Raw genomic sequence first — 20,980 nt, forward strand, 5'->3', positions numbered from 1 at the left:
CTCTCGTCATCGCCTGAGCGTACTCGATCGTGCGGAGACGCCGGGATTCGCTCTTGGTGTACGGGCCCACCAGCACCCAGCAAGCGCCCTCTCTCCCTATCGCACCTTTCCATCTTCCCCTCGAGGGTAATTCCGGCGAGGCCCTCGATGTGAGACGGTCAGGACATCGTGAGTCGTGCATTTGCGGGGGAGGCCACGTGACGCGTGCTTTTGCTTTCGGGGCGCTCTTTGCGCTCGTGGTGGTGGGGACGGCATGCGCCGGCGCCGTCGATGAGGTGACGGGCGGTTTGGACGCCGAGGCTGATGGACGAGCCGAGGCGAGTTCACCCGAGGAGGTTCGAACCGATGCGTCGCCCGCAGAAGCGTCGGTTGACGGCGCGGTCGACGTCGATGGATCCGACGCGTCTGCGGACACCTCTGGCGATGCGAGCGATCGCGATGACGGTGGCGACGTTCCCGCCCCGTGTGCGGGATCGCTCGCGCATTGTGGGGCGGAATGTGTCGACGTCCAAACCGATCCTCGCAATTGCAGCGCTTGCGGAAACGCGTGTACCGCCGGCGGCACCTGCGCGCAGGGGAGCTGTGTTCTCGTCTGTCCGGCCGGGACGTCCGCCTGCGACGGGACGTGTGTCGCCCTCGCCTCGGACTCCTGGCACTGTGGGGATTGCGCGACCCAGTGTGGACCTGCAGCGTTCTGCCAGAACGGCCAGTGTCATGCGCTGACGCCTGACGGTGGCGTTTGCGAGGCCCCCTCGCGCCTCTGCAACGGCCGCTGCGTCGATACGTCGACGGACAGCACGAACTGCGGGGCGTGCAACGCCCTTTGCGGCACCGGTCGCATCTGCCGGGCGGGCACCTGTCAATGTCCGGAGGGAAGAAGCGCCTGCAGCGGGACGTGCGTCGATCTCGCGACGGATGTTCTCAACTGCGGGACCTGCGGTTCGACGTGCGGGATGTTTCGAGCGTGCGAGGGCGGCGCGTGCGTTTGTGCTCCTGGCACGACCTCGTGCAACGGGAAATGCTCGGACATCACCATCGATGCCGACAACTGCGGCGGTTGCGGCAATTCGTGTGGCCCTGGCAAGGTCTGCACGGCGGGCCTATGTCGAGGTGCGGTCTCGAACTGGCCCATGTTCGGTGGGAATGCGCAGCACACGGGGACGAGCACGACGGAGACAGCACACCCTCCCGCCATCCGACGATGGTCACGGCGGATTCGTCCGCTCAATGGGTGGGGAGGTGTTCACGGCGTTGCAGTTCTCGGTGAACGCATCGTCGTGAGTGCGGATGGAAGCTTCGACTCGGCACGGCCCGTCAGCGTGCTCCATGCCTCGGACGGAACCGAGCTCTGGACGCATGACTTCGGCTCCGTCTTCAGCGTCGGATGGCCGGCGGCGGTCGATGGAGTTGTCTACGTTCAGCAAAACAAGGGCGCCGGCATCGGACCGTCGGCACTCTGGGCGTTCGATATCACGAATGGGAATACGAAATGGAGCGCCCCGTTCGGCTCCCAGTGGGAAAACTTCTATCCGCCCACCATCGCCGATGGCTCTGTGTTCATTGACGGTGGTTATTACGGTGGGCTCTACGGATTCTCCGCAGTGGACGGAGCCCAGCGATTCTTCGAAAACACGTTGGCGCAGTACGACGAATGGAGCCCTGCGTATGACGACGGCGTCGTCTACACGCTCGTCGGAGAGGTATTCACCGCCCATGATCCCGCGACGGGCAAGAAGCTGTGGTCCGTCACTGCTCCGCGCATGTGGAGGGGATGGAGCATGGAAACGAGCGCCGTCCTCGCAGGGGGCGCGCCTTCCTCGTCGCCGCACCGAACTTCATGGCGGTCGATCTCTCCACGCAGGCCGTGGCGTGGAGCCTTGGTACGGACTATGGCTCGACGCCAGCGGTTCAGGGGAGCGTCGTCTACGCTATTCAGAATGGCACGCTTCGCGCTCACGACGTGACCACAGGCAACCTGCAGTGGTCCTTCGCGGCCGACGGCGCACTCCGCTACCCGCCGGCGATCGCGGCCGGCTACGTCTACGTCGCGAGCGACTCGCACGTCTATGCCGTGTCCCTCGATACTCACGAGAGCGTCTGGCAAACCGATGTCGGAGGTTGGCTGTCGATTGGCGCCGGCCGCCTTTTCGTCGCGTCCGCGAATGGCGTCCTCACGGCGTTCGTCTTGTCCCCCTAGCGACGACCGGCTTCATCAACGACAAAGAGCGAGCAAGTGGCGGGGAGGCGGCGGTCCGTCCGCCTCCTCCGTGTCTCGTCAAAGTCTGCGACCGAGCAGCGAGCCGCCCGTGGCATCCACGTAGGTGCCGGTCACCCAACGCCCGTCGGACGACGCGAGAAACGCTGCCACGTCGGCGATGTCGTCAGGTTGGCCGACGCGTCCAAGCGCGATTCCGCGCGCCAGATCACGTCGCACTTCGGGATCACTGAGCGATGGATTCATGTCGGTCTGGACATAACCGGGGGCGAGAGAGTTGACGGTGATGCCCCGCGGGCCGAGCTGCCACGCCATCGCGAGGGTGAAGTTGTCCAGCGCTCCCTTCGTCAGCGCATAGGCAACCGCTTCCGGGTAAGCGAGGCGCGAGACGCCCGACGAGAGGTTGATGATGCGCCCGCCGTCTCGCAGACGCCCCACCGCTTTCTGCACGAGGAAGAATGGCGTCTTGACGTTCACCGCGATCAGCTCGTCGAACGCGGACTCGCTCGTCGCTTGGAGCTCCATGGGCGGCGCGATGCCGGCGTTGTTGACGAGGATGTCGAAGGCCTCGGAACCGGTGCGCTCGCGCAGCATCGTATCGAGCCCTTGATAGAACGTGGCGACCGCGCCCGGCTTGCCGAACTCTGCTTGCACCGCGAACGCCCTGCCACCTCCTTCCTCGATCACCCGCACCACCTCGCTCGCCGCCGCACGATCTCGACCGTAATGCACGGCCACCAGCGCCCCTTCGCGCGCCAACCGGTAGGCGATCGCCCGACCGATCCCACGGCTTCCTCCCGTAACGACCGCGACCTTGCCTTCCAACCCACGGGTCATGTTCGCAACACTCCTTCTCGGGCTCGAAGCCCTCTCGCCGCGACTCCTTCGCGACGTCCTCTGAGTAGCCCTCGCGGACTTGGTTGCGTACCGACGATGCGGGGACAACACTTGTGCGCAACGCGCACGAATCGGAGAGCAACGCATGGACCTGCTCGGCGACATCTCGGTCTTCGTACGGACCATCGACACGGGCTCCTTCACGGCTGCGGCCCGGACACTCGGCGTCACGCCGTCCGCCGTGAGCCGACGCATCGCGCATCTCGAGAGCGAGCTCGGCACGAGGTTGATTCAGCGCTCGACCCGAAGCCTTCGTGTGACCGAAGACGGTGTGGCCTTCTACGAACGGTGCACGCGACTGCTGAATGACTTCGAAGCGGCCAAGCACTCCCTGGTCCGCGCGCGCACGGCCCCGCGTGGCATCCTGCGGGTCGATGTGCCGGTCCTTCTCGGTCGCCGGATCATCGCGCCAGCCATGCCGCGCTTTCTCGCGCGCTACCCCCAGCTACGGGTCGATCTCTCGCTCAGCGACGTCTTCATCGATCCGGTCGTCGCGGGCGTCGATCTGATCGTACGCATCGGGAGCAAACCGTCCTCGGGCCTCGTCGGCCGTCGACTCGGCGTCGCGCATTCGGTGATCTGCGGGGCCCCCTCGCTACTGCGCGAACGCGGTCACCCAACGAGCATCGACGATCTCGCGCGCTTTCCATGCGTCGGCAACCTGCGCGACGGCAAACCCGAGCCATGGCCTCTGCGTGGCCCCGACGGTCCTTGCGAGGTGCCGATCTCCGGCCCCTTTCACGCCGACGACAGCGACGTCCAACTCGATGCCGCGGTGCGCGGCGTCGGGCTCGTCCGGGGGCTCGATATCCTGGTCTCCAACGAGCTACGGGCCGGCACGCTGGAGGAGGTGCTGCCGGAGCTACGATTCCTGCAGAGGCCGATCGATGCGCTCTACCCCTCGGGACGCTCCGTCTCTGCGAAAGTGCGAGCCTATGTCGATTTTTTGGTCGAGCTCTTTCACGACGTTGCCGTTCCTGTCCCACGACGTTCCGGCGACGGAGAGCAAAGCCCGCGACCACGCTCTCGGTAGCCGGTGAACGATGGAGCCTGGCGTTCAGTGCCCAGATGCCCCCCCTGAATCGCTTGCCGCGCTATCAGGCGACCTTGGCATGAACGGTGGGCGTGGCCTCGTTGCGGACCGCGCGGAGTGTCGAATCCTGCATCGACGCCGCGAGAACAAGGCCGGTCATCGTGAGCTTCATGCGCTGCGCATCGACGTGCCCTTCGGCATGCAAACGCGAAACGACCTCGCGGACGTCCGCACGGCGCACACCGACTTCGCATGCGAGCTCGTCGAGCCGAACGAGACGGCCGCGCGCTTGCGCGCCTGCGAGGTGACGGAGCACATGCGCGGCGATGGCTTTGCGGTCGAGAACGTACATGGATTCCTCCTGTAGCCAGGGGAGCTGCGGATTGTTCCATGGGAATAAAGCATCTCTCGAGACGAGGACAAATTTGTTGCTGAAGAAAGTTGTGGGGCGTCCCCTCGAAGCCCGCAGGTCGTTGCCGAAGGCAATTCGACAACCATCCGCTCCTCCAACGCCTCGTTTGTCATCGCCACGGCACTGAGCGTTGCATTCTTCGGCAGTGTTGCGTGTCGCTGCCTGATTGGTCGCTCGTTCGTGCACGACTAGCGTCTCGGTGGCCTTCGCCGCTCGTGAAACCAGATGCGTAGCTGGTCCATACGTTGCTGCTGTGCGGATGAAGCGCGCGCAACGCAGGTGCTCCGCTCGTCGCTCCCCGGTGGCGCCCCCCAACGAAACTCGGCGCAGTCGTTCGGATTGTATGCGACCTCCAAGTCCACCTTCCGCCCGAGCACCGCGGCGAGTGACAAGGGGAACCTAGAGCCATCCGTGCGTGGGTACGAAATCGTGCGCGAAGACAGCTCCCGCTCGAGGAGTGCTCCAAGTTCACTCTTCACGTCCGTCGCCGACTTGCCAGCGGGCATCGTGAAGCGCTGCGGACGTCGCTCGACCTCGTCGGGAAATCCAGTGACGAAGTCCATGGCGACGAGGAGCCGAAGATCACGCGATGGGGTGGAGTAGTCCTCCCAGGTGCCCGTGGTCTCGAAGAGGTCCTCGAGGGACGGCATGACCGCCGGCGCAGGGCCTGTCGCGAGCCATTGTCGTCCACTGTCGACCGAGTCCACCCGCGTGCGAACTTGCTCCTCGAGGGCGCCGACGATCTCCACGGCCTCGCGTTCCGGGTCGAGCGGTCTGGGCGCGAGCACGTCATCCATGGCGTCGAAGAACCCGACCGTGCTCAGCCTCGCTTGTTGACCTGACAGGTCTCCGTAATCGGCATTCGTTCGAATCGCATCGTCCCCCCATCGAACGAGCTTGTTGCCCATTCGTGACAGCGGACGAAAGCGTTTCCAGCCTGGACCACCGAGCGCAGGATTGTCCGAGTAGAGGAAGTTCCCGCGCCAGAATCTCTTGCGAGCCACCGTTCCGTCGGGCTGGGCGTCGACGGCGAACAGCACGCCTGCGCGCTTGGCGTTCTGCGGCAGACGTTTGGCGAGCACGAACACGTGACCGTAAGGATCCGCGTAAATCGTTCCCGGTCGAAGGCTCTCCCACGTGAGCGCAACCGGATAGTAATCGGAGTTCTCGTCGTCGAGCGCGATCCGCGCCGATCCCGAGTGCGCGCGTGTGGCGAGGGTCACGCGAAGAAACGCCCCGAAGTTCTGGCTCGCCGTTGCCTTCGGGTCGTACGTCGGTGGCCGCTGCTCGTTCGTCTCGATGTTGGTCGTGCACTTGGGCGGAGTGTTCGCGGTGCCTCGACCACACTCCGAAACGCCGAAGGGAAGACGCAACTTGAACGAGAAATAGGCCCTGAGAAAATAGGGGAGATCCGCACAATCTGGGCGAATGTCCGGTGCATCGACCGAGTCTTCGCCAGCTCCGAGATAGTCGAAGAGGAGATTTCGTTTCCGATCACGGAGGACGTCTTGGAGAGCGGGCCACGTTGGCATCGACTCCTCGGGAGCATCGAAGAGTGTCTCGATCCATGCGGAGTACACGTTCTCGAGATCGTGGGACCAAGCCGTCGTCGTCGGCCAGAGCTCGTGATTCGCCGGAGTCGGTGCGCGCTCCTGAGAGGGCGAAGGAGTGACCGTTCGCGAAGCGACGCTCTCGCCGCGGCATTGACGCCGAACGAGCCTTGCGGTGTAGGAGGCCTCGCGCGACGACGGAATCTCCGCAATCCAGAAGTAGGGTGGGCCACCGTGACGAAGATTGCTCCTCGCGCTCGTGTCGCTCCCGCCGTCGCTCGAGGCGCTCGTGCTCTCGACGACGAGCTCGGCGTCGAGCGGCTTGTCGGTTACCGCGAGGACGCGAAACGAGGAGCCGGCGACCGGCACCTCGGGGGATACGAAGAGATGAACGTTCGACGTCGGCACACAACGTGACGGCGCGCTGAACGGAGCAGACGTGACGGTCATCGGCATCGCCTTGGTAGAGGCGTCGCTCGCGCCCGTGCCGACGACGACGGCGGCTAAGGTCGCGACGACGGCGACGCCGAGCGCGAGTCTGAAGAGCGCCGCAGCGGACTGCATGATCACACTGGTATGCATCGAACCGCGGCACGTCACCTCTCCCCGCGACGCCCCGCGATGTCGATGTCTGCTCGCGCTTCACGCCAAGCGACGAGGCGTCACGGCGGCCACCGCTCGAAGTCGCCCATGGCGCCACGGTCGTTTTGCCCCGTGCATCCGTCCGACGCATTTCGCCGGAGGGCTATCGAAGTTGCATCTTTCACGATGATTCGTAATTACCGCAGAGGCGTTACGCTTGAGTCGAGGACGAGCTGTGCGCGTACGCCTGCCGCGTGACGAGAGAGCGAGATCGTCGGTACCAACCGTGCTTGATGGTCACGCGATAGGAGGGAACACCTTGAACACCTCTCACATTGCTCGAACTGCGCTCATCACGCTTCCCCTTCTCCTCTTGTCGAATGCGGCCCTGGCCGATTCCGAAGACAAGAAGAAGACGGGAGCGGCGGAGTCTGGAACGCCTGCCGAAGAGCAGAATGCGGAGGTGCAAGAGCCTTCCGTCCCACCGACGACGATCGTCGTCGTTCCTGCGCCAACGCCGCCTCCGGCACCGGCACCGGCACCGGCTCCCGGTCCTGCGGTCGGCACGACGCAGACGACCGCCGCGGTCGTCACGCCTGCCAACGAAGCCGAACAACAGCTCGCGACGAGGCCTCCCCCCGTCGGCAACCGCGTGACCCTCGAACCGTTGGTTGGATATGGCACCAACAACTACAACTTGGGTGTCGGCGGCCGCCTCGGGTACACCTTGCCGGTGGTGCCGATTTACCTGGGCGGTTCGTTCATGTGGTACTCCGGCGACATCGATCATGGGCAGAACGCGTTCGGCTCCACGGAGTCGAAGAGCAACTTCTATTACCCGTCCGCCGAAGTCGGATATGACATCGGACTCGGACGGTACCGCAACATCCTCATCCGACCGTATGGCGCCGCCGCCATTCTCTTCGAGCGTGAGCGCGTCTCGTCGGACAACGTCGCCGTGCACGACACCCGGAATCAGTTCATGGTCTACCCGGGTTTGACGGCGCGCTACCGCATGCCGGAGGGGCCGCTCTACGTGGGCGCCGACACGCGTTTGCTCGTTCCGACCCTACACGGACATCCGTCGTATCAGGTCTTCTTCGTGACCGGCTTGAGCCTGTAGCGTGATCCTTCGCGGATCCACGATGAAGCGCCGGCGGGAGGACGGCACCAACAGGGGCGCCGTCCTCCCGTCTTTCCCGTCGTCGATACATCGCGCCACCAGATGCCGACGATTCCAATTCAGTCTGAGGTTCCGACTCGCAGCATCGGGCCGTGACGTGGAACTCGCAGACTTCAGGGCGCACCGCCCCCCCGGGGTCGCAACCTCCCCCGAGTGGGCAATGCGCCGGTTGCTGGAGCTTCGGGGCGTCGACCACCGCCGCCGCGCGCAACGGTCTCCGTAGGGCTTCTGATTGGCGAGCGAAGGCGAGTCGCGCTTCTTCCCTACGACTCGCTAACGCATGCGATACCAGCTTCGTACGGCTGCCGCTGCCGTTGCCGGCCTCTTCGCTGTCGACAGTGACGCGAGCCGCACGAGCGCGTGTCGGCGGCGGAACGTATCGCCTGAGAGGGCACGCCACGATCCGGTTCACCGGGGGCGGTTGCCGCGGCGCCGGCTGGCCCTCGTCAGCCCGCTCCCAGGACTCGTTCGAGCTTCAGGAGCTTCAGGACCATCAGTGGCTGACCATGCGCGCGCACGATGACGACGGAGCCGCCCTGCGCCTTGATGCGCTTCCAGAGCGACACGATGGCGGCCACTCCGCAGCTGTCGAGCAGCGAAACCTCGTCGAAGTCGACGGTGACCTGATGCGGGTGGCCGGCGGCGACCGCCTGTAGCACCGGGCCGATGGCGCCGACCGTCCGCGCATCGAGCGCGCCGTGGATCCGGACGCGCTCTTCCCCGTCAGCCACGGTCGTTCGGTCGACCGGGGCCGTTTGCATGTCCTCTAGAACGGGCCTCGGCGCGCCCTCTCGATCGGTTTGCATGCTGGCGACGGCCCGAACGGCGGTCTTCTGCGCCGATTCCTGGTGCCTGTCATCCGTGCCGGTGACCGCGCGGGCGGCGGTGTCAGCTTCGACTAGGATCTCTATAGGCCTCATGGCAACTCCCCTCGAGCTTGCCGATGCAAGCTCGTGGCCACTGCCGACCTTTCGTCGATCGCCTGTCACCGAGCGCCGCGCGCTTGCGGGCAGCATTGGACGCTTCGCGGGTCGAGGGCCGTAGCGATGATAGCTCGCTGTCACGCGTGCAAGATGGCGCGCGTTCAGACACGAGCGAACCAGCGCTCGTACCACGCCGAAAGATTGATGAGACTCCACAGATCGAAGGAGTTGTCTGCCTTGCCGTCGCGGTGCGCGCTCCAGAGTCCCATGACGTAGTCGAAGTCGATGATACCCAGCCTTCTCAGTGAGGAGGTGCGCAGGACCTCTTCGGCCCATGGCCCGAGCTCGTTTCTTAGCCACTCCGGCAGAGGGACGCGGAACCCCTGCTTCTTGCGCTCGAGGAGGTCCTTGGGAAGCCACGCGGCCGCGGCGTCTTTCAAGACGATCTTCGTGCGACCGTCGGCCATCTTGAGCGACGCAGGGAGCGAGAGCACGTACTCCGAAAGCTCGTAGTCCAAGAACGGCGCCCGTGCCTCGAGGGAGTGGGCCATCGAAAACTTGTCGACGCGCATGAGAAGCAGCTCGGGGAGCCGGTTGCGCAGCTCGACGTACGACATCTGTTGCAGAAAGTCAGCGTCCGGCCGGCGCCCCAAGATCTCTCGGTAGTATCGATTCACTCTGTCGGCCGACTTGGACTTCATGAGGGAGCGCCCCTTGCGCGTGAAAAGGCGCTCCTTCTCGGTGTCCCAGAAGACGACGTCGAGGCCCATGTAGAGCGGCTCGTCGTAGGCGGCGCGGCGGAGAACGTCGACGCGCCCTGCCGGGGCCCGAGCGAACCGCGCGCCGAAGTAGATCGCGCGGCGCAGGGCATGGGGGAGGCGCTTGAGTGTCGTCCAGCGGCCATCGTGCGCCCTCGTGAGGCGCTCGAAATCGGAATAGCCCCCAAACACCTCGTCGCTGCCTTCTCCGACCAGGACGACCTTGACGCCAGCCTCCTTCGCGGCCCGCGAAACGAAGTGCATCGGCAGGCACGCCGGGTCGCCGAGTGGCTCGTCCTGGTGGAGGACCATCTCGGGAAGGTAGGCCCGCGCTTCGTCGCTCGTGACCGGTACTTCGGTGTGTTTGCAGCCAAACATCGAGGTCACTCGTCGCGCCCAGGGCACATCATGAAAGTTCTCGGCTTCGCCGTAACCGGTGAAGTCGACCGTGAAGGTTCGCAGCGGCTCTGACGTCAGTTCGCTCATGAGCGCAACGTTGGTCGACGAGTCGACCCCACCACTCAGAAAGGCTCCGATCGGCACGTCAGCCATCAGCCGCTTGCGGACCGCCTGTTTGAGCAAGTGCCGGACGCGCTCTACCGCTTCGCCGGAATCGCTTCGTTCCGGCCATGGATGTGCATCGAGAGGAGACCAGTAGCGCTCGATCTTCAGGTTGCCGTCCTTGTCGCAAACCATGAAGTGAGCGGCAGGAAGCTTGCGGATCCCCTGAAAGAGGGTCAGCGGCTCGGGAACGTTCGAGAACGTCAAGTACGCGTCGAGCGCCTCGAGATCGAGCTGCCGTGGCACCTCCGGGTGCTCGAGAATGGCTTTGATCTCGGAAGCGAAGAGGAGCTTGCCCCCAAAGGCCGCGTAGTAGAGGGGCTTCTTCCCCATGCGGTCGCGCGCGAGCACCATCCTCTCCCTGGGCCCGTCCCACAAAGCGAAGGCAAACATGCCGTCGATGAGCTCGAACATGCCGAGTTGCCGCTCTTCGTAGAGGTGCAACATGACCTCGGTATCGCTGCGAGACCGGAACTGGTGGCGTTCGTCGAGGCGGTGCTCGCGGTGGACCTCCGCGTGGTTGTAGATCTCGCCGTTGAAGGTGAGCCAGATGGACGCATCCTCGTTCGACATCGGCTGATGCCCCGCGGGGCTCAGGTCGACGATGCTCAGGCGTCGATGACCGAGGATGACCCGTCCGCCTTCGTCATGCCAAAGCCCGGCATTGTCTGGACCGCGATGCGCAATGCGATCCCGCATTTTCACGACGCGGGCGATTTCGCGCGCGAGCGCATCGGGCCCCACGCGGTCGTGTGCTGCTGAACCGAACTTGAACTGCCCAGCAATCCCACACATTGGCGGCCCCCCTAGCAGCGGCTCATTTGCCGACCGCCCGTTGCAAAAGGATTCGCTCGTAGAGCTCCTGATAATCTCGGCGCATGCGGTCCGCCGTGTAGCGCGCGATCGCCGCGCTGCGGCCCCGCGCACCGCAGGCTCGCCCGAGCTCGCGGTCTCGCTGAAGAGCCGCGAGCTTGGCACGGAGCAGGGCTTCGTCGCCCGTCGGCACCAGAAATCCTGTCCTGCCCTCCTCGACCACCGTCGCAATGCCCCCCACCGCCGTGGAGACGACGGGGAGTCCAGTGGCCATTGCCTCGGGAATCACGAGCGGCAAGCCCTCGGTCAACGACGAGAGCGCGAAGACATCGAGGGCGTTCAGCAGAGCAGGGACGTCCGGGCGCGCCCCGAGGAGGTGAACACGGCGTTCGACCCGTAGCTCGATGGCGAGTGCGGAAAGCGACTCCGCGAGCGGTCCGTCGCCGATGAGGAGGATGTGACCATCGGGTTCGAGGAGAGGCGCAATCGCCCGAAGCAGGAGGCTCTGGTTCTTCTCCACCGCGAGCCGGCCAACCGTGCCGACGACCCAGGCGCTGCGGTCGATCCCCAGCGCCGCGCGTGTGGCGTCGCGCGCGGCCGGATCGGGGCGAAAGCGTTCGAGGTCGATGCCATTCGCAATGACGCGGAGCTTCGACTCGGCGACCTCGTTGCGCTTCCGCGCCACTTCGGCGGTTTCGGGCGATACGGCGACGAACGCGTCGACGAGCCTTCCTGCAAGGCGATTGGCCATCAGGCGGCGCCCGCCGCGGGGGTTGGCCCCGTGCTTGGTGTGAACGCAGGCAATCCTCGCCAGCGCGGCGGCAGGAGCTCCGTAGAGCAGGGCAGCTGGATTGTGGGTGTGGACCAGATCGAAGCGACCTCGCATCCACAAGCCCACACGCACAGCGAGCGCAACATCCACCCCAGCGCGCTTCTCGAACGTCTCTACGGCGACCCCCGCGGCGCGAAAGTCTTTGGCAAGCAGCCCTTCGGGAAGGGGAGCGAGAGAGAGAGCCGTGACCTCCCAGCCGGCGCTCTTCTGGTAGGAAGCGAGGTCGAGGGCGACCCGCTCTTGGCCTCCGAGGTGGAGCGACGACAGGACGTGTGCGACACGCACGGAGCCGTGCCGCGAGACCATCGACTTCAAAGAGCCTCGTCGAAGAAGGGCTGCGCCATCAGTGGCCATCAGTGGGAGGTATTGATCATGACGGCGACATCGTCGGAGATCGCATTGGCTATCGCGAGATCGGCCTTTCCGTCGCCATTGAAGTCTACTGCTGTAATGCAATAGGGAGTCTGGCCCGGGGAATCTGGATGAATGGGGTCGCGAAAGCGGCCATCGCCTTTGCCCAGGAGAAGGCTCAAGGTGTTTGTCTGAAAGTTGGTCGTGACGAGATCGGGGACGCCGTCTTTGTTCAGGTCGACGACCGCAACCGAGTACGGGCCCGTGCCTGCCCCGGTCGGCGACACGACGGCCGCCCGGAAGGTTCCGTCGCCCTTGCCGAGGAGAACGCTGACCGAGTCCCCGCCTCGATCGGCCAGCACCACGTCGCGCACGCCGTCCACATTGATGTCTGCGGTGATCGCGAAGTAGGGGCCTATAGCTCCCGCCGGGTAGCTCACGTCGGTTCGGAAGGTGCCGTCACCGTTACCGAGGTAAACGTGCACGCTCGACTGACCAAACAGAGCGGCGGCGATGTCGTCCTTCGAGTCACCGTTGAAGTCGCCGACGGCGACAGAGAAGGGCTGCGAACCTTTGCCGCCTGGAGTCAGCGTCGAAGGCGCGGACATCGTGCCGTCGGCACTGCCGAGGAAGACGCTCAGGCTATCGAGGCTGGGGTTCGTGGCCACGATGTCCGGGGTGCCGTCCCCGTTGAAATCGCCCACGCCGAGGTTCGCCGTCTCTGAACCTTTGCCGCCGGCGGGGTAATGGACGGGCGGAGCGAAGCCTCCGTGACCGTCACCCAGGAGGATCGTGATGTCATCCCCGTGAAAGTTGGATGTCGCGAGATCGACCTTGCCGTCTCGATTGAAGTCGGTGGCCACGAGGCCTGTCGGATACTCCCCCGTGGGACTCTCCGAGGCTGTCTTCGTGAACGTTCCGTCGGCCTTTCCGAGAAACGTGGTGATGGTGCTGCCAAGCTCGTTGGCTACTGCCAGGTCGGTTGTCCCGTCACCGTCGAAGTCGGCCGACACCAGGAAGTAAGGTTTGAAACTCGCGGGATAGGAAACGACCGGCGCAAAAGAGATCGTCGCGTACTCCTGGTGGCAGACGCCTCCCGTGCAGATCTTGTCGAAGCAGTCTTCGTTCCTGATGCAGATCGAGCCTCCTGCACACGGGTGGCAGGTGCGTCCTCCACAATCGACATCCGTCTCGTCGCCGTCCTTCGAACCGTTCTCGCAAGGTAGCGCCGTGCACTTCCCATTCGCACAGTGATCGACCTCGCAGTCGCTATCCTCGTTGCAGCTCTGACCAAGCTTGCACCTTGGACACGTACCCCCGCAGTCGACGTCGACTTCGTCACCGTCACGAACGAGGTCCGTGCAGCTCGGCTCCATGGTCGGTTGAGCCGGTTGATCGCTGGGTTCCTTGAGGTAGACCGCGCAAGCCATCAGCGTGGCGGGGATGACTCCTCGTGCCCAGACCGTCCACCGGGGCATTCTAGGTGAGCCAGCGGTCGTGCCACATATTCAGGACCATGGCCGTCCACAGCTTCGTGCTGTGGTCACGCTCCCGCCGCTTGTGACGCTCGAGCAGGTTGGCGAGATGATCGCGCCGCAAGATTCCCGCCTTCGTGAAGCCGGTCTCGAGGAGTATGGGCCTTGCCCACTCGGCCAGGCGCCCCACGAAGAGCTCTTGTACCGGCGTGCGGAACCCTTGCTTGGGTCGATAGATGATCTCTTTCGGGAGCACACCGTTGATGGATTTCTTGAAGAAATACTTCACCCAACCATCTTTGAACTTCAACGATGCCGGCACGTTGTAGACCCAATGAGCATAGTCCGGAGAGGTGTACGGACACCGCGATTCGAGTCCAAATGTTGCTGAGAGCAAATCCAATTTGGACAGCATTAGGTTGCCGAAATAGTTGTCCTGCATCATGGCGTAGACCATGTGATTCAGGTAGTCGCGCTTTCCGTGGGCACTGGCGTCTACACGCTTACGGTTCTGGAGAACGACCTCTGACGCGGGGTGATCGCTGGTCCGACGCAGGAAGTCGGCGGACACGATGTTCGGCAGATCGACCTGGGGCCACGCGATCTCGTAGCTCCAGAAGTACTCGCCACCGTCGGCAGCTCGGCGCAGCACGTCCGTGCGCTTGGGACTGAGCAGGGGCGCGAGCAAAGCCGCCGCACGCCGAACAGGCGCCGGCAAGCGCATCAGCTTTGCCCATCGCTTGTCGTGCCCATCGCGAATCTCCACCATCCCCCCGTGGCCACAACAGAGCTCGTCGTTGGCTTCGCCCGTAACGACGACGCGGATGCCTTCGTCCTTTGCCATCCGGAGCGCGTGGAAGAGGAAGACGCTCGAGGGCTCAGAGACGAGGTCGTCCTGGGCATCGATGGTCTGCGGGAGGATCTTCAGAAACTCGTCTGTCGTGAGGAGCGCCTCGTGGTGCTTCGTGCCGGCGAGCTTGGCCACCTGGCGGGCATAGTGGAGGTCGTTGTATTTCGTGTCGCCTTCGAACTCCGACAGGCCGACGGTGAAGGTATGGATCCGGTCGTGGCCCTGCCGCGCGAGCAGGCTCACATTTGCGCTCGAGTCGTTGCCCCCCGAGAGCAGCGCGCCGATCGGCCCGGAGACGCCGCGACGACGGACGGCCTCTTCGTGGAGCGCGCGTGTTTTCTCGACGTAGTAGTCCTCGTCGTTCCGCTCGTCGACGGGCGCATCGAGAAGGTCCCAGAAGCGGCGCTCGTTGACGACGCCGCTGGCGGAGATCTCCACGACCGAACCTGCCGTGACTCTGCGAATCTCGTCGAACAGCGTTCGGGGCCAGGAACGTTCAGGAACGTGAGGTAGTGCGCCACTCCGACCTCGTCGAAGCGACGTGGCACGGCGGGATGCTGAAGGAGAGACTTGAGCTCGGAGGAGAAGATGACTCCGTCGGGGGAGCTGAAGTAGTAGAGGAAGCGAGCTCCGAGCGGATCGCGCGCCAGCGAGAGCTTTGCGCGCGTCCGATCCCAGATGGCGAGGGCGAATTGTGCATCGAGGCCGCGCCATGCGTCGGCGCCGCTCCTTGCGAACCTCGCAAGGAGCTCGGATACCCCCTGGCCCTTTCCGTCGAAGACGTGGCCATCGCACGTCATCGCGAGTCGCCCCTCGGAGTGCTGGATGCCGGGCGATTGCTCGTCGGGCTGGGTCTTCAGCCATCGGAACCCGAGCAGCGCCGCCCCGTCGGGATCGCGCCAGGTCGACGCGTCGTCCGGCGCTCGCGCCGTAAGCAACTCGAGCATGGCACCGAGCGCCCGCTCCGCGTCGGGTCGGCGCGCGTGGTTTCCGGTCATTCCGCAGATGGCTGACATGCGATCCTTTGCTCACTTCGTAGCGTCGTCATAGAGGTCCTGGTAGGCGAGCGCTGTGGCCTTGATCGCATGACGACGCCGCGCATCTCGGGCAGCATTTCGACCCAGGCTCCGCCGCAACTCGGGATCGCGGGCCAGGCGGACGAGGGCGTCCGCCATCTCGCTAGGCGATTCTGGGGGCACGAGGAGGCCACTCGCATTGTCGGCAACGAGCGATGGAATTTCGTTGACCCGCGTAGACACGATGGCGACTCCCGCCGCCTTTGCTTCGAGTAACGCCACGCCATACGGCTCGAACTTGGACGCGAGGACGAAGGCATCGAGGGATCGGATCAGGAGAGGCACCGCCGTCCAGTGCCCGAGGAGGGTCAGGCGATCGGTGATGCCGAGCTCGGCGCTGAGTGACTCGATGGACGTGCGGAGCGGGCCGTCTCCAGCAAGCACCATGCGCAAGCGTGGTTCTCGTTGCGAAGCAAGCGCGAAGGCGCGCAGTTGCGTCGGGTAGTCTTTCTGCTCGATGAGCCTGCCCACGCTGCCGACGAGGACGGTGTCGGCCGTCGCTCCGAGCCGCGCACGCATCGCCGCGCGCTCCTCGGCGCTGACTGCGTCATACGCAGCCACGTCGACGCCGTAGCTGATGACCCTCAGCTTCTCCAGGAGTGCTTCGTGCCCGATCCATCGAAGGGGACCGGACGCCTCGGACGTGAAGCGGCAAAAACGCTCCCCCAGCCCACGGGAAACCGCGACTACGAAGCGCGTGAGGCGCGCTACCACCTGGTTGCGCCAAGCGTTGCGCGTGCCGCGATTGACCAAGTCCTGCGGCAGAAACCGATACTTCCGGTCGGGAACCTGGCAAGCGAACGCACTCAGTGAGCCGATCGTCGCACGCACTCCGCCGAGGCGAGCTGCCAGGCCTGCGTAGAGCATCGGACGCGGATTGACGGAATGAACGACCTGCACGTCGTGCCGTCGAATGATGGCGCCGAGGGATCCTACGGTGGAAACCCGTAGACCCGCGCCGACCGTCAACTGCTCCAGAGGTACGCGAAGGTCCATCAGTCGATCCCGGAGCGCCGATTGCTCGTCACTGAGGGTGCAGAACACGGGCTCGAAGCGAGCGGCGTCGAGGTTGAGCGCGAGGTCGATGATGCCCTTGGTGCGCCCGCTCAGTCCGAGCGAGTCCAGAACGTAGAGGACCTTCCGCGGCGCGCCTTCCCCTGCCATGAACCCCCCACCGTTCTTTTGGCGTTCGGCGCGGCAGTCGCGCGCTTTGAGCGATTGAGCGATTGAGCGATTGAGCGACTGAGCGACAGTGCAGAGTGTTGCTGCGCTGTGCAGTTGACAGTCGACTGTAGCGCCATCGCTCCACCCGGCAATGCGATCGCGTGCGCCCAATCATTGCGTGACGTCGGAGGTCGCGTGCAGGCTCTATATTCGTGATCGGCGCAGCTACCGACCGGAGGGCCATGGCTAGGGTGTGTCTCGTCGCGTTCTGCGGAGCGCTCGTCGCAATGCCGGCGACCGCCACGGCGCAGGACGTCGTGTACGAGCGGCTGCGCGTGCAGGGCGGGTTCACCCATGAGGATCGGGGCGCGCAAGCGAGCCTCGATGATGTTTGGCTTGGAGCGACGCCCGAGCTCGCGGCGGTGTTTGCCAGGCCGCGAACCTTCAGCCAGCTGACGTACACCCTGACCGGCATGATTCACACGGAGCTTCCAGCCGAGATCGCAAACCGACTGACGCTGGGCGTGTCCCACGAGATCTCGAAGACGACGCTGGTCTTCGCTTCGGCCGAGGCCTTCCAGACATCGCTCCGCAATCTCCTCACTTCGCGCCCCGCGGCGGCTACGGAGCTTGCGGCTCTCGCCGCCCCCGAAGGTACGTTTCTCGGCGTGCGCGCCACGGAAGGTCTGTCTTGGGAGGCAGGCCCCCGCGTTCGTATCGGGCAAGGTCTCGACGCCGCGATGGTGACCTCCATCGATTCCGGCCCCACGAAGAACTACCTTGCGAACGCCTCGTTCAGCGCCGACCGCGTGTGGCAGTTCGATGCGTTGGGCGTCGAAGCACGGGGAGGCTACGCGTCGAATCAGGTGACGACGCGCATCAACCAGAAGCTCGTGACGACTTCGCTAGGCCCGCGTTGGCGCCATGACTTCAACGCCCGGCTGAGCACCTTCGTGACAGTCGGTGGAATGCTCATCCTGAGTCCGGACCCTGGTACGGGCATCGTTCTCGCTTCGACCGCTCGCGGATCGCTGCTCTACGCCCTTAGCAGTGCCCGACTCGATCTGAGCGCGGCGAGCGGTGCTGAGCCCAACATCCTCACGGGCCAAATTCTACGCACCCATTCGGTGAGCCTGCGCGCATGGTTCCCCATCTCCGAGAGACACCGGGTGTTTTGCAGCGCCTCCATTGCCTACCTCCGCGGGGGGCCTGTCCGTGTGCGCCGCTTCGATCTCTCGGGTGATTTCCAAGGGGTGCTGGCTGACGCGGACCTCAACTGGCTAGCGACGGACTCTCTCCAGCTCTTTGCGCGGTACCAGTTTTTCGATCAGATTGCTGACGACCCCACTCCGCTCTCCAACCCCTCCGTCGTTCGCAATACAGCGATCGTCGGCATTCAATTCTTCTCTCAGCCGCCCGACCGAACCCTCCGCTTCCGCGAGCCGCAGCGTGTGGATCGGAGCGACACCACGTCACCGGCGCCCTGAGTCTTCGACGACGGATACGCATGCGCGCGCCCACGCTCTACAATCTGCATCTTCTCCGCGTGATCGCGGCGCTGAGCGTCGTCTATTTCCATACGACCTCGACCGCCGGGCTCGGGCTGCGCTGGGATGTCGGCAGTCGTGGCGTCGACGTGTTCTTCGTGATCAGTGGTTTCATCATCGCGTACATCGGTACGGTCAAGCCCGAGCAGTTTTTCCGGCGTCGCCTCATCCGCGTGGTGCCGTTCTACTGGGCGGCGACGCTGTGCGTCTTCGCGATGGTCGCCGCGGCACCACGCCTGTTCCGCAGCGCGACGTCGAACGTTCCCCATCTCGTGGCTTCGCTGCTGTTCGTCCCCCACCTGGCCCCGAACGGCGAGACGATGCCGACGCTCTTGCTCGGCTGGTCGCTCAACTTCGAGGTGTTCTTCTACCTGCTCTTCGCACTTGCGCTGCGGATCTCTCCGAAGTGGTCGCCGGCGATCTGCGTCGGCTGGATCGTCGCGTTCGTGCTCGCGATCCACGGCGCGGCGACGGAAAATACGCTCCTGACCTTCTACGCTCGGCCGATCGTCCTCGAGTTTTGCTACGGCATAGGCGTCTTCTATCTGTTCCGCTGGTGCACCGCCCACGCGCCACGGCTCGCCCGCCACACCGTTCTCAAGTGGCTCTTGCTCTTCGTGCTCGTCGGGAGCTTCGTGGCGCTCAACGTGCTCGAGAGGTACTACCGCGACGCGATCCCGCGCTACCTGATTGCCGGTATTCCATCGTTCTTCATCGTGATCAGCGCGCTGCTTCTCGAGCGGATTTACGGCCTGGAGACGAACAACCGCCTCATTCATCTGCTCGGCGAGTCGTCGTACATCATCTACTTGGTCCACCCGTACGTCGTCTTCACCGTGCTTCGCGTCGTCGTGAAGGACGCCGGCTCGTACTCGCCGCCGGCGCTGTGCGTGCTGATCGTCGGGCTGCTCGCGTTCACCAGCGCGATCGCCATCGGCATCCACGTCTGGTTCGAGAAGCCGGTCATGGCGTTCTTGCGCGCGAGGCTCAGCTCCCCCGCGTGATCGCCGACCAGTTCGACTACTGAACCGCAACCAGCCAGAGCTGGGCTCCTTGAACCGGCGTCGACGTCCACGTGACGTCGTAGGTGCCGGCAGCGGACACCGTCTTGGTCGCCACGGCGCACTGCACGAGCGCACCGGACTCGAGGATGGAGTCGATCACGACGAATCCGTTGTTCGCGGTCGCCGTCTTCTCTCCCTCGACGCCGGCATCGCCCCACCAGAACGCGACCAGCGTCGCCGGCCCCGTGGTCGTGACGCCGAGGCTCGTGATGGGATTTCCCCCCGCCACCTGGTTCCACTTGAAATCCCCGACGGTCCCGCCATTGACGACCTCGACGGCGGCGATCGTGAGCTCGTCGTCCGCCTTCGTCTTCGTGCTGAGGACGTGCCCGCTTCCCCCGATGGCGCCGGTGAGCGCGTAGAGCGCGGTTCCGGACGACGGCCACTGGGCGTAGGCGTGCGTCGCGCCGAGCTGCGGATAGGGAAGGGGATTCTTGTTGTCCCTCGGTCGCGCAAACGCGCTGATGGCGCCGCGACCGACGCTGACGACGATCGTGCTTCGTCCTCCCGTCGCGGTGACCATCGCGGGGGTCGACACGACGGAGAGCGCGCTCGGCGAGCGGTAGCGCTGGAACGCGAGCGCGTGGGCACCGAGCGCAGGCGGCAGACCTGCGTTGACGTTCGATGGAGGTGATGGGGCTTTGCACGCGACGACCGCCGCGACAGCGAACAAGCCTACGAAGAAGAGGCGGCTGCTCACCCGCGCACCCTATGCACGGGGCGCGGCGCTGGCGAGTGCTCGACGCCTCGATCAGCGCCGGCGTTCCATCCACACGCAGACCGTCTCTACGAGCTGCGCCTGCGCGTCGCGCTCGGTGAACGTGTGGTTGGCGCCCGGGAAATACGCGACCTCGATGCGGCCGCGCAGCTCGGGGAACAGCTCGAAAAGTTGATTCGTAGCGTTGTAGCGCTCGCCGAGTGCCCCGGAGAACACCATGAGGATCGCGACGCCACGCTCGACGAGCGCACCGAGCCGCGCCCGGTACTCCGCGATGGCGGGCATCCCGCGGCCGCCGGTCACCGCGTCGTCCTCGCCCGCGGCGCGCCCGCGAGCAGCGTCGACGCGCGCGCGTAGGCGCCGCGCGAGAGTCGCCCCGCCCCACGTCAGAACGGCGCGCGCTGTGCCCAATCCGCGCACGCGCGCGGCCAGCTTCCGAGCGCGCGACCGCGCCGTGGGGTAGGCCGGCGGGTCGAGGAGCACGAGACCGACGACGCGCTCGTCGACGGCGGCGGTAGCGAGCGCGTTGTCCGACCCCGAGCACAGCCCGAACAGTACGAAGCGGCGTTCACCGTCGGCCGCGAGCCGATCCATCGCCGAGCGCGTGTCGACGACCGCGCTCTCGCGGAACGAGAGCGCGCCGGGGACCGGACGGCTGTCACCGATCCCGGAGAGATCGAGTCGCAGCGATGTCATGCCGCGCGCGGCCAGTCGGCGCGCGAGGATGACGTGCAAACGGTGTGGCCCCACGCGGTGGATCACACCCGCGTTCAGGAGCAGCACGGCCGGCGTGGCAAGGTCGCCTGCCACGCGGGGAGGGGCGCTGGGCCGCGCCAGCACGCCGACGAGATGACCGTCAGCACCGAGTTGCAGCGCCTGCTCTTTCACCACATCGGAATCGATCCGGAGACCGACTTTGGGCCGCGTTGCTGTCATGACGACGTCGAGCTTAGGCTCGTTCGCACCGCGTTTGAAA

17 protein-coding genes and 1 pseudogene are annotated in these 20,980 nt (G+C 65.1%); 6 read left to right on the top strand and 12 right to left on the bottom strand.

All coding sequences use genetic code 11. From position 1 onward, the window contains the following. Positions 1-197 precede the first annotated feature (197 nt). Together AKJ09_RS23115 and AKJ09_RS23120 are read left to right on the top strand one after the other, a co-directional pair. Entirely contained in the window at positions 198-1,964 is a 1,767-nt protein-coding gene (locus tag AKJ09_RS23115; protein ID WP_146649379.1) for an MXAN_6577-like cysteine-rich protein, read from the top strand. Beyond that, on the top strand, positions 1,865-2,197 hold the full coding sequence (locus AKJ09_RS23120; protein ID WP_169927773.1) for an outer membrane protein assembly factor BamB family protein: 333 nt from the start codon (positions 1,865-1,867) through the stop codon (positions 2,195-2,197). Before AKJ09_RS23115 ends, AKJ09_RS23120 begins: the two co-directional genes overlap by 100 nt. 78 nt (positions 2,198-2,275) lie before the next feature. Here the strand turns inward: AKJ09_RS23120 and AKJ09_RS23125 are convergent, their stop codons facing one another. Further along, entirely contained in the window at positions 2,276-3,052 is a 777-nt protein-coding gene (locus tag AKJ09_RS23125) for an SDR family oxidoreductase (RefSeq protein ID WP_146649381.1), read from the bottom strand. A 145-nt stretch (positions 3,053-3,197) separates the two neighbouring features. On the opposite strand from AKJ09_RS23125, the gene AKJ09_RS23130 reads away from it, so the two are divergent. After that, positions 3,198-4,145 (top strand): LysR family transcriptional regulator, encoded by a 948-nt coding sequence (locus tag AKJ09_RS23130; RefSeq protein WP_146649382.1) that lies wholly within the window; start codon positions 3,198-3,200, stop codon positions 4,143-4,145. 64 nt (positions 4,146-4,209) lie between these two features. On the opposite strand, the gene AKJ09_RS23135 is transcribed toward AKJ09_RS23130, so the two are convergent. After that, positions 4,210-4,497, bottom strand: coding sequence for an Rrf2 family transcriptional regulator (locus AKJ09_RS23135; protein ID WP_146649383.1), 288 nt, complete (start codon positions 4,495-4,497; stop codon positions 4,210-4,212). Positions 4,498-4,745: 248 nt separating this feature from the next. Further along, a complete protein-coding gene (locus AKJ09_RS23140) occupies positions 4,746-6,671 on the bottom strand; it encodes a hypothetical protein (protein WP_169927774.1) in 1,926 nt (641 codons plus the stop codon). A 337-nt stretch (positions 6,672-7,008) separates the two neighbouring features. Here AKJ09_RS23140 and AKJ09_RS53200 point away from each other — a divergent pair, with 337 nt between their 5' ends. Next, positions 7,009-7,812: an outer membrane beta-barrel protein gene (locus AKJ09_RS53200; RefSeq protein WP_169927775.1), complete on the top strand. Its 804-nt coding sequence runs from the start codon at positions 7,009-7,011 to the stop codon at positions 7,810-7,812. A gap of 506 nt (positions 7,813-8,318) precedes the next feature. Here AKJ09_RS53200 and AKJ09_RS23150 read toward each other — a convergent pair. The 7 genes and pseudogenes from AKJ09_RS23150 to AKJ09_RS23180 form a co-directional block, all read right to left on the bottom strand. Then, positions 8,319-8,792: an STAS domain-containing protein gene (locus AKJ09_RS23150; RefSeq protein ID WP_169927776.1), complete on the bottom strand. Its 474-nt coding sequence runs from the start codon at positions 8,790-8,792 to the stop codon at positions 8,319-8,321. Between the two features lie 164 nt (positions 8,793-8,956). After that, on the bottom strand, positions 8,957-10,909 hold the full coding sequence (asnB, locus tag AKJ09_RS23155; protein ID WP_146649385.1) for an asparagine synthase (glutamine-hydrolyzing): 1,953 nt from the start codon (positions 10,907-10,909) through the stop codon (positions 8,957-8,959). A gap of 22 nt (positions 10,910-10,931) precedes the next feature. Beyond that, on the bottom strand, positions 10,932-12,065 hold the full coding sequence (locus tag AKJ09_RS23160) for a glycosyltransferase (protein WP_146649386.1): 1,134 nt from the start codon (positions 12,063-12,065) through the stop codon (positions 10,932-10,934). Between the two features lie 47 nt (positions 12,066-12,112). Next, positions 12,113-13,588 carry an FG-GAP repeat domain-containing protein gene (locus AKJ09_RS23165; protein ID WP_146649387.1) on the bottom strand — a complete coding sequence of 492 codons (1,476 nt, stop codon included), beginning with the start codon at positions 13,586-13,588 and terminating at the stop codon, positions 12,113-12,115. A 1-nt stretch (position 13,589) separates the two neighbouring features. After that, a complete protein-coding gene (locus tag AKJ09_RS23170) occupies positions 13,590-14,873 on the bottom strand; it encodes an asparagine synthetase B family protein (RefSeq protein WP_169927777.1) in 1,284 nt (427 codons plus the stop codon). Positions 14,874-15,004: 131 nt separating this feature from the next. Continuing rightward, a pseudogene (locus AKJ09_RS56220) lies at positions 15,005-15,451 on the bottom strand (class II glutamine amidotransferase domain-containing protein); the annotation flags it as partial. A gap of 12 nt (positions 15,452-15,463) precedes the next feature. Then, positions 15,464-16,675 carry a glycosyltransferase gene (locus tag AKJ09_RS23180; RefSeq protein WP_146649389.1) on the bottom strand — a complete coding sequence of 404 codons (1,212 nt, stop codon included), beginning with the start codon at positions 16,673-16,675 and terminating at the stop codon, positions 15,464-15,466. Between the two features lie 242 nt (positions 16,676-16,917). On the opposite strand from AKJ09_RS23180, the gene AKJ09_RS23185 reads away from it, so the two are divergent. After that, positions 16,918-18,162 (top strand): hypothetical protein, encoded by a 1,245-nt coding sequence (locus AKJ09_RS23185; protein WP_146649390.1) that lies wholly within the window; start codon positions 16,918-16,920, stop codon positions 18,160-18,162. A gap of 20 nt (positions 18,163-18,182) precedes the next feature. Beyond that, complete coding sequence (locus AKJ09_RS23190; RefSeq protein WP_146649391.1) at positions 18,183-19,226, top strand: acyltransferase family protein; 1,044 nt, start codon at positions 18,183-18,185, stop codon at positions 19,224-19,226. Between the two features lie 16 nt (positions 19,227-19,242). Here the strand turns inward: AKJ09_RS23190 and AKJ09_RS23195 are convergent, their stop codons facing one another. Further along, a complete protein-coding gene (locus AKJ09_RS23195) occupies positions 19,243-19,986 on the bottom strand; it encodes a hypothetical protein (RefSeq protein WP_146649392.1) in 744 nt (247 codons plus the stop codon). 51 nt (positions 19,987-20,037) lie between these two features. Next, on the bottom strand, positions 20,038-20,940 hold the full coding sequence (locus tag AKJ09_RS23200; protein WP_169927778.1) for an alpha/beta hydrolase family protein: 903 nt from the start codon (positions 20,938-20,940) through the stop codon (positions 20,038-20,040). Positions 20,941-20,980 lie beyond the last annotated feature (40 nt).

Origin of the sequence: Labilithrix luteola, from assembly GCF_001263205.1 — a bacterium.
GTDB lineage: Bacteria > Myxococcota_A > Polyangia > Polyangiales > Polyangiaceae > Labilithrix > Labilithrix luteola.